This is a genomic window from Massilia aurea (assembly GCF_024753205.1).
Taxonomy (GTDB): domain Bacteria; phylum Pseudomonadota; class Gammaproteobacteria; order Burkholderiales; family Burkholderiaceae_D; genus Telluria; species Telluria aurea.
Map to the genome: position 1 here is coordinate 79,963 of NZ_JANUGZ010000003.1, position 13,335 is coordinate 93,297.

Here is a 13,335-nt window from a genome sequence, read left to right on the forward strand (position 1 = left end):
AAGGCATCACAGCTTAATGAAGTGCTCACGGTAGTAGCGCAGCTCTTCGATCGACTCGACGATGTCGGCCAGGGCCGTGTGCTTCTGGTGCTTCTTGAAGCCGGACGCCAGCTCGGGCTTCCAGCGTCGGCACAGTTCCTTCAGCGTCGACACGTCGAGGTTGCGGTAGTGGAAGAATGCCTCGAGCTTCGGCATGCCGCGCGCCATGAAGCGGCGGTCCTGGCAGATCGAATTGCCGCACATCGGCGACTTGTTCTTCGGCACGTACTGCTTGAGAAATTCGATCAGCTCGACTTCGGCCTGGGCTTCGGTCACGGTCGACGCCTTCACGCGGTCGATCAAGCCCGACTTGCCGTGGGTACCCTTGTTCCAGTTGTCCATCTTGTCGAGTGTTTCATCCGACTGGTGGATTGCGAACACCGGGCCTTCGGCGATGATGTTCAGGTCTGGATCGGTGACGACGACGGCGACCTCGATGATGCGGTCGTTGTCCGGGTCGAGGCCCGTCATTTCCATGTCGAGCCAGACGAGGTTGAATTCATTGGGCCGCTGGGGCGTGCCCGGCACTGCGGAAGGTGTCGCTTGTGACATAATTCTCTCTTTGCCTAATCAATCCTGCATTTTCTCACAGGCACAGAATGTCTTCATTCGCGTTTTCGGTTTTGTTCGTCGTTTTCCTGCTGCTCACCTTGTCGCTGCGCACCTGGCTGGCCGCGCGCCATATCCGGCATATCGCGCGCCATCGCGCCAGCGTGCCGGCCGAGTTTGCGCCGAAAGTGCCGCTCGCGGCGCACCAGAAAGCGGCCGACTACACCGTCGCCAAGACCCGGCTCGGCCTGATCGGCACGCTGTGGGGCGCCATCGTCCTGATCGGCTTCACGCTGATGGGCGGCCTGCAACTGCTGTCGCTGGCAATCCTGCCATTCACCGGCCCCGGCCTGATGCATCAGCTGGTGCTGGTCGTCGCGTTTGCCGTGATCGCCAGTGTGCTCGACCTGCCGCTCGACTGGTACCGCCAGTTCGTCCTCGAGCAGCGTTTCGGCTTCAACAAGATGACGCCCGGCCTGTGGTTGGGTGACCTGGTCAAGAGCACGTTCGTGGGCGCGCTGATCGGCCTGCCGCTGCTGTGGGTCGTGCTCAAGCTGATGGAAGCCAGCGGCGCGCTGTGGTGGCTGTACACGTGGTTCGTCTGGAGCGGCTTCCAGCTCCTGATGATCGCGTTCTACCCGACCGTGATCGCGCCGCTGTTCAACAAGTTCACGCCCCTGGCCGACGTCAGCCTCAAGGAGCGCATCGATGGCTTGATGACGCGCGTGGGCTTTGCGTCGCGCGGCCTGTTCGTCATGGACGGCAGTAAGCGCAGCGCCCACGGCAACGCGTATTTTTCGGGCTTTGGCCGGGCCAAGCGCATCGTGTTCTTCGACACGCTGCTGTCGCGCCTGGAGCCACAGGAAATCGAAGCTGTGCTGGCGCACGAGCTGGGCCACTTCAAGCTGCGCCACATCGTCAAGCGCGTGGCCACGATGTTCGCGATCTCGCTGGCCTTCCTTGCCCTGCTCGGCTACCTGAAGGGCCAGGCCTGGTTCTACACGGGCCTGGGCGTGCTGCCGTTCATGAACGCGTCGAACGATGGGATGGCGCTGATCCTGTTCATTCTCGTGCTGCCGGTGTTCACCTTCGTGCTCGCGCCGCTGAGTTCCATCACGTCGCGCAAGCACGAATTCGAGGCCGATGCCTTCGCTGCGCAGCACACCGACCACCGCGACCTGGTGTCGGCGCTGGTGAAGATGTACGAAGACAATGCGTCGACGCTGACGCCCGATCCGCTGCACTCGGCGTTCTACGATTCGCACCCGCCGGCGTCGGTCCGGGTCAAGCGTCTGACGATGGCGGCCGCATGAATTTGACGCCACCACTCACGTCGCGCCATTGCACGCGCAAGGCGGTCGCGCTTGACGGGGCGGCCATCGCCACGCTGCTGCACGAAGTGCCCGGCTGGGAAGTGACCGACAGCGTCCTGGCCCGCACGTTCACGCTACCGGACTACCGCGCCACGATCGCATTCGTCAACGCGGTCGCAACGCTGGCCGAACAAGAAGACCATCATCCCGAGATGACGGTCGGCTACACCACCTGCCGCGTCAGCTGGACCACCCATTCCGCGGGCAGCGCGCTGTCCGACAACGACTTTATCTGCGCCGCGAAAGCCAATGCGCTGTACCTCAACCAGGAAACCGCATGAGCGCATCCCCCACTGAACTGACCGGCACCATCATCGCGGCCCATGGCCGCCACTACCTGGCCGACATCGACGGCGAAAAACTGCAGTGCGTCACGCGCGGCAAGAAGACCAATGTGGCCGTCGGCGACGTCGTCCACGTGGTCAGGACGTCCGAGAACCAGGCCGTGATCGAGCGCATCGCCGAGCGCACCACGCTGCTGTACCGCTCCGACCAGTACAAATCCAAGCTGCTGGCGGCGAACATCTCGCGCCTGTTCGTCGTGATTGCCACCGAGCCAGGCTTTGCCGACGACCTGGTGTCGCGCTCGCTGGTGGCATGCGAAGCGGCCGGCATCGAGGCGCACCTGATCCTCAACAAGACCGACGTGACGGACCTGCTGCCCCGCGCACGCGAACGTGCCGCGCAGTATTCGCGCCTCGGCTACCCGGTGCACGAGGTCTCGGCGCAGGCGCATCCTGAAGAAACGGTCGAGATCCTCAAGCCGCTGCTGGCCGGCCAGTCGTCGATTTTCATCGGCCAGTCGGGCATGGGCAAGTCGTCGCTGATCAATCTGTTGATCCCGGACGCCGATATCGCCGTGCGCGAAATCTCGGCTGCGCTCGATACCGGCAAGCACACGACGACCTTCACGCGCCTGTACTGGCTGCCGGAAGTCGATGGCAAGGCCGGGGCGATCATCGATTCGCCGGGCTTCCAGGAATTTGGCCTGTACCACCTGAGCGAAGGCATGCTCGAGCGCGCCTTCGTCGAGTTCAAGCCCTACCTGGGCGGCTGCAAGTACTACAACTGCCGCCATCTGGCCGAGCCGTTCTGCGCCATTCTCGATGCCGTCGCAGCGGGCAAGATCTGGAAGCACCGCCATGAACTCTACGGGCAATTGCTGCACGAATCGGCGCAGACCCTGTATTGAGACCCTGACTACTTTCCCTAACGGAAAGAAATTCCCCTTATAATTCAAGGGACAAACATAGCAGCAGACACGAGCAGACTTATGATGACGAGTACCCCACCGATCAAGCACTTCCTGCAGTTTTCCGACTTCACGCTCGATGAGTTTGAATACGTCATCAAGCGCGCGGCCATCATCAAGCGCAAGTTCAAGGCCTATGAGGTGTACCACCCGCTGGTCGACCGCACGCTGGTGATGGTGTTCGAAAAAAGCTCGACGCGCACGCGCCTGTCGTTCGAAGCCGGCATGCACCAGCTGGGCGGCGCCGCCATCTACCTCAACACCCGCGACAGCCAGCTCGGCCGTGGCGAACCGGTGGAAGACGCTGGCCAGGTGATGAGCCGCATGTGCGACATCATCATGATCCGCACCTTTGGCCAGGACATCATCGACCGCTTCGCCGCCAACTCGCGCGTGCCGGTCATCAATGGCCTGACCAATGAACACCACCCGTGCCAGGTGCTGGCGGACGTGTTCACGTTCCACGAACACCGCGGTTCGATCGCCGGCAAGACCGTCGCATGGATCGGCGACGCCAACAATATGCTGTACTCGTGGCTGCAGGCAGCCGAAGTCTTCGGCTTCCACCTGAACGTCGCCACCCCGAAAGGCTACGAGATGGACCCGAGCCTGGTCTCGACCACGCGCTACACGCTGTTCGACAACCCGTCGGACGCCTGCGAAGGCGCGCACCTGGTCAATACCGACGTCTGGACCAGCATGGGCTACGAGAAGGAAAACGCCGAGCGCATGAAGGCGTTTGACGGCTTCATCGTCGACGAAGCCAAGATGGCCCGCGCCGCGAGCGACGCGCTGTTCATGCACTGCCTGCCGGCGCACCGCGGCGAAGAAGTGGCCGCCGAGGTCATCGACGGCCCGCAATCGGTCGTCTGGGACGAAGCCGAAAACCGCCTGCACGTGCAAAAAGCCCTGATCGAGTACCTGCTGCTCGGCCGTATCGAAGATTGATTTTTACCCCTGAAGCTTGATCGTTGGCCGTCCATCCCGGCGCTTGCCGGGCTGGATTTGCGAGCCAGCTGACCATTACCCTCCCTCCATCACTGGAACATCCCATGAGCGACATCAAGAAAGTAGTACTGGCCTATTCTGGCGGCCTCGACACCTCCGTCATCCTGAAATGGCTGCAAGACAATTACGGCTGCGAAATCGTCACCTTCACCGCCGACCTCGGCCAGGGTGAAGAACTGGAACCGGCACGCGCCAAGGCCATCAAGTTCGGCATCAAGCCAGAGAACATCTATATCGACGACGTGCGCGAAGAATTCGTGCGCGACTTCGTCTACCCGATGTTCCGCGCGAACACCGTGTACGAAGGCGAATACCTGCTGGGCACGTCGATCGCGCGGCCGCTGATCGCCAAGCGCCTGATCGAGATCGCCAATGAAACCGGCGCCGACGCCGTCTCGCACGGCGCGACCGGCAAGGGCAACGACCAGGTGCGTTTCGAGCTGGGCGCCTATGCACTCAAGCCGGACGTCAAGATCATCGCGCCATGGCGTGAATGGGATCTGCTGTCGCGCGAAAAACTGCTGAAGTACGCAGAAGACGCGGGCATCGCGGTGGACATGAAGCACAAGAACGGCGGCGCGCCGTACTCGATGGACGCCAACCTGCTGCACATCAGCTTTGAAGGCCGTCACCTGGAAAACCCGAGCGCCGAAGCCGAGGAATCGATGTGGCGCTGGACTGTCTCGCCAGAAGCAGCGCCGGACGAAGCGGAATACCTGGACGTCGAATTCGAGCGCGGCGACATCGTCGGCCTGAACGGCAAGCGCCTGTCGCCAGCCGCGGTCCTGACCGAGCTGAACCGCCTGGGCGGCAAGCACGGCATCGGCCGCCTGGACCTGGTGGAAAACCGCTACGTCGGCATGAAGTCGCGCGGCTGCTACGAAACCCCGGGCGGCACGATCATGCTGCGCGCGCACCGCGCCATCGAATCGATCACGCTCGACCGCGAAGTGGCGCACCTGAAGGATGACCTGATGCCACGCTACGCGTCGCTGATCTATAACGGCTACTGGTGGGCGCCGGAACGCGTCGCGCTGCAGACGCTGATCGACCACACGCAAGCCACGGTCAACGGCTGGGTGCGCATCAAGCTGTACAAGGGCAATGTCATTGTCGTGTCGCGCGATTCGAAGACCGATTCGCTGTTCGACATGAACATCGCAACGTTCGATGAAGATGGCGGCGCGTACAACCAGGCTGACGCGGGCGGCTTCATCAAGCTCAATGCGCTGCGCATGCGGATTGCGGCGAAGGCACGCGCCAAGCGCGGGCAGTAAGCCGATTGGTTGGCCGCAAGGCTGGCCAGGCACAGAGAAGCCGCCCTCGGGCGGCTTTTTTTGCAGCGTCATTTGAACGCGATGCTACAGCAGCCCTAATGACTGCAACGCTGCTTTCGCCAGCGATACGCGCTTGTCGTCGGCCCCGTCCGGGATGTCGATGTTCAGCGCGAACGTGTAGAGCTTGCCGTCCTTCTTGATCCAGCCGACCCACCAGCCGATATCGGGCTGGCCGGGGCGCTTGCCCCAGCCGGTTTTCGCATACAGTTCGGCCGGGCCGTCCTGGCGCGCGATGGCGCGCACGGCCTCCATGTGCACGTTCTCGAACGGCAGCTGGCCCTGCGCCAGCCGGGCCAGGAACGCCGTCTGCTCGAGCGCGCTGATTTCGAGCGGGCCATCGAGCCAGAAGCGGTCCACCACCGTGCCGGTTTCCATGTTCCCGTAATTCATGCGCACGAGCGCGCCGCGCATGCGTTCCAGGCCGATGCGCCGCGCCATTTCCTGGTAGACAGGCACGTTCGATATCTTGATCGCTTCGCGCAGGCCCATGTCCCGGGCCCACTCGGGGCGGGCGACCGGCTTGCCGCCGTACGGCACGATCTCGTCGACCGAGGCGACGGCGCCCGTGCTCAGTGCGATCAGCGAGTTTGGCAGCTTGAAAGTCGACGCCGGGATGAACCGCTTGGCGGCGCGCTGGCGGTCGTGGCCCGTGTCGGTGTCCTGGGCCACGTCGTGCACGACGAAGGTGCCGGTGACGCCCTCTTTCTTGAACAGCTGCGTGACGGCCAGGCTGTCGCGCCATTCGGTGGCCTGGGCGACGGCGCCGAACGCCATCAGGACAAGTGCAAGAACATGCTTGATCATTGGTCTGCTTCCTTGGTCAGTTGGGCGGCCAGACGCGCGCGCGCCTTGTCGGCATACGTTCGGCAGGCGGTGGTGTCGATGAAAGCGGCGTTGCCCCGCGAGGCACGGCGGGCGTAGCGCTGCCACAGGTCGCTGCCTTCCGGATGCGCCGAGACCAGCACATCGCACGGCAGGCCGGCCACTGTCGCAATTGAACGTTCGAGGTCCGCGCGCGCCGCCGGGTAGGATGGATGGCCACGGTAGCGAAATGGCCCAGCTGCGATCGCGTTCAGGCTGTCGGCGTACACCATGTGCGCCGTCCGGCCGCCTTCGAAGGCGTTCCAGGTCCAGCTTGCGCCGCCCTGCGTGTGGCCAGGCGTGGCGTGCATCGTCACGGCCAGCGGGCCGAGCTTGACGACGTCGCCGTCAGTTACGGCCCGCACGCGGGCAGTTGGCGCCATCGGCTGAAGGTCGGTGTATTGCGGGTCACCCTTGTCGGCCTGGCCGCTCGCCAGCACGGGTACGGCAGCGCTGCCGACCAGGACCTCGGCGCCCGACAGGCGCTGCAGCTCGGCGATGCCGCCTGCGTGATCGGAGTGTGCGTGCGAGTTCAGGATGAAGCGGATATCTTCGACCTTGAAGCCGAGCTGGCGCATATTGCGCACGATCTGCGGAGCCGATTTCTCGCTGCCGCCGTCGATCAGAATGTGGCCCTGTGGCGATGTGATCAGGACCGCCGACAGGCCATGCGTGCCGACATAGTAGGTGTTGCCGTACAGGGCAAACGGTTTCTGCGGCGTGTTCCAGTCGTTGGCTGCAGCAGGCTGCAGGCACGCAACGAGGCCAGCCGCGGCCAGTGCCAGGCTTGTGTGTTTCATCATGACGATTCCTTATGTGGACGGTGACAGCGTAGCGAGTCTTCCCGGCAGCGCGCGCAGGAAGCGTTCTTTCAGGAGCGGCCCGGCCGCGCGGTCCGGGTGACCGGGGCCAAGGTTCTGGCGTGCGAAGACGACGGTGCGCCCATCCTTCGTGGCCCAGCCGGCGAACCAGCCAAGCGCGCGGTCCGTGTCCCCGGCCCCATCATCAGTGGCAGTGCCGGTCTTGCCGTACACCTGCCAGCCATTGGCAAGCAGGGGCAAGCGCAGCAGCTGCGCCGTCATGTCGAAGGCGTGCGCGCTGACGGGCAGTTGGCGGTTGGCGACCTTGCGCAGAAAAGCGACCTGCTCGCGCGGCGAGACCTGCAGCGACGACGAGATCCAGGCCCTGTCGACGCCGCCGGTGAGGTCCTGGTTGCCGTAGTTGAAGCGACCCACGTAATCCTGTACGCGGCGTTCGCCCAGCCGGCTAGTGACCTGCTGCGCATACCAGACGGTCGAATTGCGGATCCAGCTCGTCGGGTCGGTAGTGGCGCGCCACGACGGCTGCCAGTCGATGTAACCTGCCTTGAACGGCAGCGCCGGCGTGTGGGCGTCCTGCAGGATGCCGGCGTCAAAACCCATCAGGCTCACGGCGATATTGAAGGTCGACGCCGGCGTGGTGCGTACGTCGCAGCGCCCTTCCTCGACCAGCACCGCCCCCGTGGCAGCATCAAGCATCAGCGTGCAGTCGAGCGTTTCCGGTGCATCGCCCCAGGCCAGCGCTGGCTGCAGGGCCAGATTGGCGCCAAACACCAGCGCCAGTGCGGCCAGGCCGGCGCAGCGGGCACGGCCAGCATTCCGGGCAAGGAACGGCGTGCGGATCAACGCGACACGTGCAGCCAGCGTGTCCGGCGCAACGCCGCCGAAGGCCAGCGCATTGGCTGGCGCCGCCTGGTACTGAAAGCGCAACTGCGCGACCAGCGCGGCAGCGTAGGCCTTGCGCTGGACCTGCGGCCGGCCGCGCAGCACGTCGCGGTCGCAGCCCAACTCCTGGGCCCAGACAAGGCGCGCGCGCAGCAGGCGCATCGCGGGATTGAACCAGCACAGCGCCTGGAGCAGCGCGCAGGCGGCGAGCCACCACAGATCACCCCGGCGCCAGTGCGTCAGTTCGTGGGCAACGATCAGCTCGCGCTGCAGCGGATCGATTGTGCGCAGGGCCAGCGGCAACAGCAGACGCGGTCGGAACGGGCCAACCAGCATCGGGGAGATGGGGGCATCGACTTCGATCATGGGTGGCAGCGCCCCATCCGCTGACAGGTGCGCACCGGCGCGCAGCAACTGCGCCAGCGCGCGCTGGCCATGGAACAGGCGCGCAAGCATCCACAGCAGACCGCCCGTGTAAGCCAGTGCCCAAGTCCACGCGGTCCAGGCCAGCCACGAGCGGGGTTCTACTAATGTGCCGATGGGCCCGAGAGTCTGGGGGGACGTGGCGACCGTGGCGGCCGTCATGGGCGACAGGTCGACGTCGAACACAGGCAGCATGTGAAGTTGCTGCGCCTGCGGCAGCATCAGGATAATGAAGGTGGCCCCAAGCGCGACCTGCCCCAGCATCCACGGGGTGCGCTGCATGCCGAGCGCCGGCAGGTTCCGCTGCGCCAGCGCCAGCACGCCCCACACAGCCAGGCCGGCGGCCAGACAGCCGATGCTGGCGAACAGGAAGCGGATGAGGGTCGCGTCGAGCAGGTTCATGGCGCCGCGTCCTTGTCGACTGGCCAGTCGTTGAGCAGTTGCTCCAGGCGCGCGAGTTCATCGTCGTCGACCAGCTTGCTGCCGGTGAACATATTGACCGGCAGCGGCGTATCGATCTCCATCACGCGCTTGCCGAAATCGTGGGCGAACGCGGCCAAGGTATCGACCTTGTCGCTGACCGCCGCATAGACCTGCACGCCATGGCGCAGCTCCTGGCGCACCATGCCTTTGTCGAGCATGCGCTCGAGCGTCTTGCGGGTGGACGAATACGACCAGCCCAGTTCGGCCTCGACGGCGTCGTGGATTTCACGGGCGCTGAGCGGCTGCTGGCGCCACAGCGCCTTGAGCAGGCTAAGTTCGGAAATCGAGGGTACGGCCATGGCAACAGTCCTTGATATGACGCCTAATGTGACGCTTGCCGCAATGATGCGACAAGTGTCGCACCTGCGTCAACAAGAAATTGTTATCGCCGTCAGTTGCGCAGATCGTCGACCGCTTCGCGGCCAAAGCCAGGTGCGAGCAGATAATCGGCCAGGTTGCGCGCGCAGTCCTCGGGTGAGGTCAGGCCGCCCGTGTCCTTCAGCTCGACGAAGCGCTCGCGCAGCGGGAAGTTGGCGTCCGGTGTCGCGCGGATCGCCGCCTGCATGTCGGTGTCGATGACGCCCGGCGCCAGGCTGACCGCCAGCACCTGCGGGTCGCCATCAAGCTGGATGGCGCGCGCATGCTGGTCGAGCGCAGCCTTCGTCGCGCAGTACACGGCCCAGCCAGGATAGGCATTGCGCCCTGCCCCGCTGGACACGTGCAGGATGCGCCGCGCCGCATCGGGCGCGGCCTGCACGAATGCGGCGGCCAGCGCCAGCGGCGCGCCAACGTTGAGCATCACCGCCTGCAGCACGTCTGCCGGATCCTGCGCGGCAAGCGGGCCCACTGGCGTGACGACGCCGGCATTGTTGACGAGGTACACCGTATCGGCGCCCGCAAGGAAATCGCGCAGCGTTGGCCCGGCGAGCCAGGCCTGCAATGCAGCCGGATCGGCCATGTCGACTTCGGCCTGTTCGATCCCGGCCAGCGCAGAACGTCCGCGCGCCAGGCCCAGTACGGCCAGGCCGCGCGATTGCAGTTCGGCCGCGATGGCGGCCCCGAGGCCACGGGTGTGGCCGGTGACGATGACTTTTTTCATGAGGTGTTCCTTAGATGAAGACGGGTTCGGGTTCCAGCATCACGCCGTAGCGCGCCGCCACATCGGCCTGGATGGCTGCGGCCAGCCGGACAACATCCTGCCCCGTGGCCCCGCCCAGGTTAACGAGCACCAGCGCCTGCTTGTGGTACACGCCGGCCGCGCCCAGGTGGCGGCCCTTCCAGCCGCACTGGTCGATCAGCCAGCCCGCGGCCAGCTTGAACGTGCCGTCCGGCTGGGCGTGGTGCACCAGGGTCGGGAACTGCGCGAGCAGGCGCGTGCATTCGGCGTTTGACACCACCGGGTTCTTGAAGAAGCTGCCGGCATTGCCGATCTCGCGCGGATCGGGCAGCTTGCGGCGCCGGATCGCTTCGACCATCAGGCCGATGTCGTTCGGCGTGGGCGCCGTCAAGCCCGCGTCGCGCACTGCATTGCCCAGTTCGGCGTAGCGCAGGTTTGGCTGCCATGCGCGCGGCAGGGCAAACGTCACGTCCAGCACGACGAGATTGGCGCCGTCTAGATGCTTGAAGATGCTGTCGCGGTAGCCGAAGCGGCAGGCGGCCGCGTCCAGCGTGCGCGTGGCGCCGCTTGCCATGTCGTAGGCAGTGAGGCTATGGAATACGTCCTTGGTTTCGACGCCATACGCCCCCACATTCTGGATAGGCGCGGCGCCCACGGTGCCGGGTATCAGGGACAGGTTTTCCAGCCCGCCGATGCCCTGCTCGAGCGTGAAGCGCACGAAGCCGTGCCAGTTTTCACCGGCCTGGGCGCGTACGAGGATTTTGCCGGCCTCTTCGCCCAGCACCTCGCGGCCCTGCCCGGTCATGTGCAGCACCAGGCCCTCGACGTCGCGCGTGAACAGCAGATTGCTGCCGCCGCCAAGCACCAGGCGTGGCAAGGCAGCCAGCGCCGGATCGGCACGCACCGCGGCAAGTTGCTCTGCGCCATCCACGCGCAGGTAGTGGCGCGCGCGGGCGGGAATGCGGAAGGTATTGAACGTGTCGAGCGGCTGGTCGTGAATGAGAGGCATGATGTAACGGCGTAAAAGTGTCGTTTCATTATAGTGGTTCGTGCATTGCCGGCTTTCCACACGGGTGAAACGGTCGCGATTCGGGCCGCCGTCCGCTAAAATAGAGCGATTCATCTACATGCAAGACAAAACAAGGACACCCCATGCCATCATTTGATGTCGTCTGCGAAGCAGACATGGTCGAAGTAAAGAACGCGGTTGAGCAATCGAACAAAGAAATCACGACCCGTTTCGATTTCAAGGGCAGCTCGGCCAATGTCGAGCAAAAAGACAAGGAACTGACGCTGTTTGCCGATTCCGATTTCCAGCTGACCCAGGTCAAGGACGTCCTGATCAACAAGATGGCCAAGCGCAAGGTCGACGTACGCTTTCTGGACGAAGGCAAGGTCGAGAAAATCGGCGGCGACAAGGTCAAGCTGGTGATCAAGGTGCGCAACGGTATCGAAACCGACGACGCGAAAAAAATCACCAAGCTGGTCAAGGAAAGCAAGATGAAGGTGCAGGCGAGCATCCAGGGCGAATCGGTGCGCATCACGGGCGCCAAGCGCGACGACCTGCAGACGGCCATGGCCATGCTGCGCAAGGACGTGGAAGACCTGCCGCTGGCCTTCAACAACTTCCGCGACTGATCGGTATCAGCGCGTTGCAACGGGCCGGCATGACCGGCGCTGGCACAGGGCGATCCGTGGACAATGTGTCCGCTGAAGCCTTGTAACGCTTGGAGTAAAATGGCGCCGTGCATCGACCAGGGGTCGAGTATTACGCACCGCAGCCACTCCGGGCAGATTAGGTAGTCTAAGGATAGCAATGAAACGTGTTGATGATTTCCGCCTGCGCATGGGCAACAAGGAATACGTGCCCATCATGATCGGCGGAATGGGTGTGGACATTTCGACGTCCGAGCTGGCGCTGGAAGCAGCCCGCCTGGGCGGGATCGGCCATATCTCCGATGCAATGTCGCAAGACGTGTCCGACCGCAAGTTCGACACCACGTACGTCAAGGAAAAAACCAAGACCTACAAGTTCAACATCAACAACATGAACAAGGCCGTGGTCCAGTTCGATCTGGATCACCTGGCCGAGGCTACGCGCCGTCATGTCAGCTCCACCATGGAAGCGAAGAAAGGCGATGGCCTGATCTACGTGAACTGCATGGAAAAGCTGACCATGAACGCGCCGAAGGAAACGCTGCGCGTGCGCCTGGCGTCAGCCCTGGACGGCGGCATTGACGGCATCACGCTGTCGGCCGGCCTGCACCTGGGTTCGTTCGAGCTGATCAAGGATCACCCGCGTTTCCGTGATGCGCACCTGGGCATCATCGTCTCGTCCGTGCGCGCGCTGCAACTGTTCCTGCGCAAAGTCTCGCGCCTGGACCGCAAGCCCGACTTCATCATCGTCGAAGGCCCGCTGGCCGGTGGCCACCTGGGCTTCGGCATGGATGACTGGAAGCAATACGACCTGCACACGATCATGGACGAGATCCATGCGTTCGTGAAGGCCGAGCAGCTGGGCATCCCGGTGATTGCCGCCGGTGGCGTGTTCACCGGTTCGGATGCCGTCAGCTTCCTCGAAAAAGGCGCCGGCGCCGTCCAGGTCGCCACGCGCTTTACCGTGACCACCGAATGCGGCCTGCCTGACGACGTCAAGCAGGAATACTTCCGCGCCAGCGAAGAAGACATCGAAGTCAACGGCATCTCGCCGACCGGCTATCCGATGCGCATGCTCAAGAATACGCCGGCCATTGGCTCGGGCATTCGCCCGGGCTGCGAGTCGTATGGCTATCTGCTCGATGCGACTGGCAATTGCTCGTACATCAATGCCTACAACCGCGAGGTGCAGGCGCATCCGGAACTGAAAAAAGTCACGGTGATGGACAAGACCTGCCTGTGCACGCACATGCGCAACTTCAATTGCTGGACGTGCGGACATTACACGTACCGCCTGAAGGACACGTCGCATCTGCTGGCCGATGGCAAGTATCAGATCCTGAGCGCCCAGCACGTGTTCGAGGATTACCAGTTCAGCGTCAACAACGAGATCGCCTTGCCCGAGAAACAGGACATCATCGCGGCGTAAGCCCGCGACGTAATCTCGCCTGTTGCTGTTGCCGCGCCGTACGGCGGCCATGAAAACGTCATTCCTGCCCCCGCGGGATTGACGTTTTTTATGTTTACGGCAGAT

Annotated in this window: 14 protein-coding genes; 7 read left to right on the plus strand and 7 right to left on the minus strand. The window is 63.8% G+C overall.

Annotated elements, in window-relative coordinates:
* Nucleotides 1-6: 6 nt before the first annotated feature.
* Complete coding sequence (gene orn, locus NX775_RS11005; RefSeq protein WP_183550437.1) at nt 7-591, minus strand: oligoribonuclease; 585 nt, start codon at nt 589-591, stop codon at nt 7-9.
* 47 nt (nt 592-638) lie between these two features.
* Here orn and NX775_RS11010 point away from each other — a divergent pair, with 47 nt between their 5' ends.
* The 5 genes from NX775_RS11010 (at nt 639) to NX775_RS11030 (ending at nt 5,498) form a co-directional block, all read left to right on the plus strand.
* Entirely contained in the window at nt 639-1,901 is a 1,263-nt protein-coding gene (locus NX775_RS11010; protein WP_258836056.1) for a M48 family metallopeptidase, read from the plus strand.
* On the plus strand, nt 1,898-2,242 hold the full coding sequence (locus NX775_RS11015) for a 4a-hydroxytetrahydrobiopterin dehydratase (RefSeq protein ID WP_258836057.1): 345 nt from the start codon (nt 1,898-1,900) through the stop codon (nt 2,240-2,242). Before NX775_RS11010 ends, NX775_RS11015 begins: the two co-directional genes overlap by 4 nt.
* Nucleotides 2,239-3,153 carry a ribosome small subunit-dependent GTPase A gene (gene rsgA, locus NX775_RS11020; protein ID WP_183550427.1) on the plus strand — a complete coding sequence of 305 codons (915 nt, stop codon included), beginning with the start codon at nt 2,239-2,241 and terminating at the stop codon, nt 3,151-3,153. The genes NX775_RS11015 and rsgA overlap by 4 nt, the downstream gene beginning before the upstream one ends.
* Nucleotides 3,154-3,237: 84 nt before the next feature.
* The gene (gene argF / locus NX775_RS11025; RefSeq protein WP_258836740.1) at nt 3,238-4,161 is read left to right on the plus strand and encodes an ornithine carbamoyltransferase; all 924 of its coding nucleotides are present in this window, start codon (nt 3,238-3,240) and stop codon (nt 4,159-4,161) included.
* A 104-nt stretch (nt 4,162-4,265) separates the two neighbouring features.
* Complete coding sequence (locus NX775_RS11030; RefSeq protein WP_258836058.1) at nt 4,266-5,498, plus strand: argininosuccinate synthase; 1,233 nt, start codon at nt 4,266-4,268, stop codon at nt 5,496-5,498.
* Nucleotides 5,499-5,582: 84 nt separating this feature from the next.
* On the opposite strand, the gene blaOXA (NX775_RS11035) is transcribed toward NX775_RS11030, so the two are convergent.
* From blaOXA (NX775_RS11035) to murB, 6 genes are all read right to left on the minus strand, one after another.
* A complete protein-coding gene (gene blaOXA / locus NX775_RS11035; protein WP_370660586.1) occupies nt 5,583-6,359 on the minus strand; it encodes a class D beta-lactamase in 777 nt (258 codons plus the stop codon).
* Nucleotides 6,359-7,222 (minus strand): subclass B3 metallo-beta-lactamase, encoded by an 864-nt coding sequence (gene bla, locus NX775_RS11040; protein WP_258836060.1) that lies wholly within the window; start codon nt 7,220-7,222, stop codon nt 6,359-6,361. Before bla ends, blaOXA (NX775_RS11035) begins: the two co-directional genes overlap by 1 nt.
* 9 nt (nt 7,223-7,231) lie before the next feature.
* Nucleotides 7,232-8,947, minus strand: a complete 1,716-nt coding sequence (gene blaOXA / locus NX775_RS11045) for a class D beta-lactamase (RefSeq protein ID WP_258836061.1) — start codon at nt 8,945-8,947, stop codon at nt 7,232-7,234.
* Nucleotides 8,944-9,327, minus strand: a complete 384-nt coding sequence (locus tag NX775_RS11050) for a BlaI/MecI/CopY family transcriptional regulator (RefSeq protein WP_258836062.1) — start codon at nt 9,325-9,327, stop codon at nt 8,944-8,946. The genes blaOXA (NX775_RS11045) and NX775_RS11050 overlap by 4 nt, the downstream gene beginning before the upstream one ends.
* A gap of 92 nt (nt 9,328-9,419) precedes the next feature.
* The gene (locus NX775_RS11055; RefSeq protein WP_258836063.1) at nt 9,420-10,127 is read right to left on the minus strand and encodes an SDR family oxidoreductase; all 708 of its coding nucleotides are present in this window, start codon (nt 10,125-10,127) and stop codon (nt 9,420-9,422) included.
* A 10-nt stretch (nt 10,128-10,137) separates the two neighbouring features.
* Nucleotides 10,138-11,154: a UDP-N-acetylmuramate dehydrogenase gene (gene murB, locus NX775_RS11060; protein ID WP_258836064.1), complete on the minus strand. Its 1,017-nt coding sequence runs from the start codon at nt 11,152-11,154 to the stop codon at nt 10,138-10,140.
* A 143-nt stretch (nt 11,155-11,297) separates the two neighbouring features.
* On the opposite strand from murB, the gene NX775_RS11065 reads away from it, so the two are divergent.
* Complete coding sequence (locus NX775_RS11065; RefSeq protein WP_258836065.1) at nt 11,298-11,783, plus strand: YajQ family cyclic di-GMP-binding protein; 486 nt, start codon at nt 11,298-11,300, stop codon at nt 11,781-11,783.
* A gap of 178 nt (nt 11,784-11,961) precedes the next feature.
* Nucleotides 11,962-13,230, plus strand: a complete 1,269-nt coding sequence (locus NX775_RS11070) for a nitronate monooxygenase (RefSeq protein ID WP_258836066.1) — start codon at nt 11,962-11,964, stop codon at nt 13,228-13,230.
* Nucleotides 13,231-13,335 lie beyond the last annotated feature (105 nt).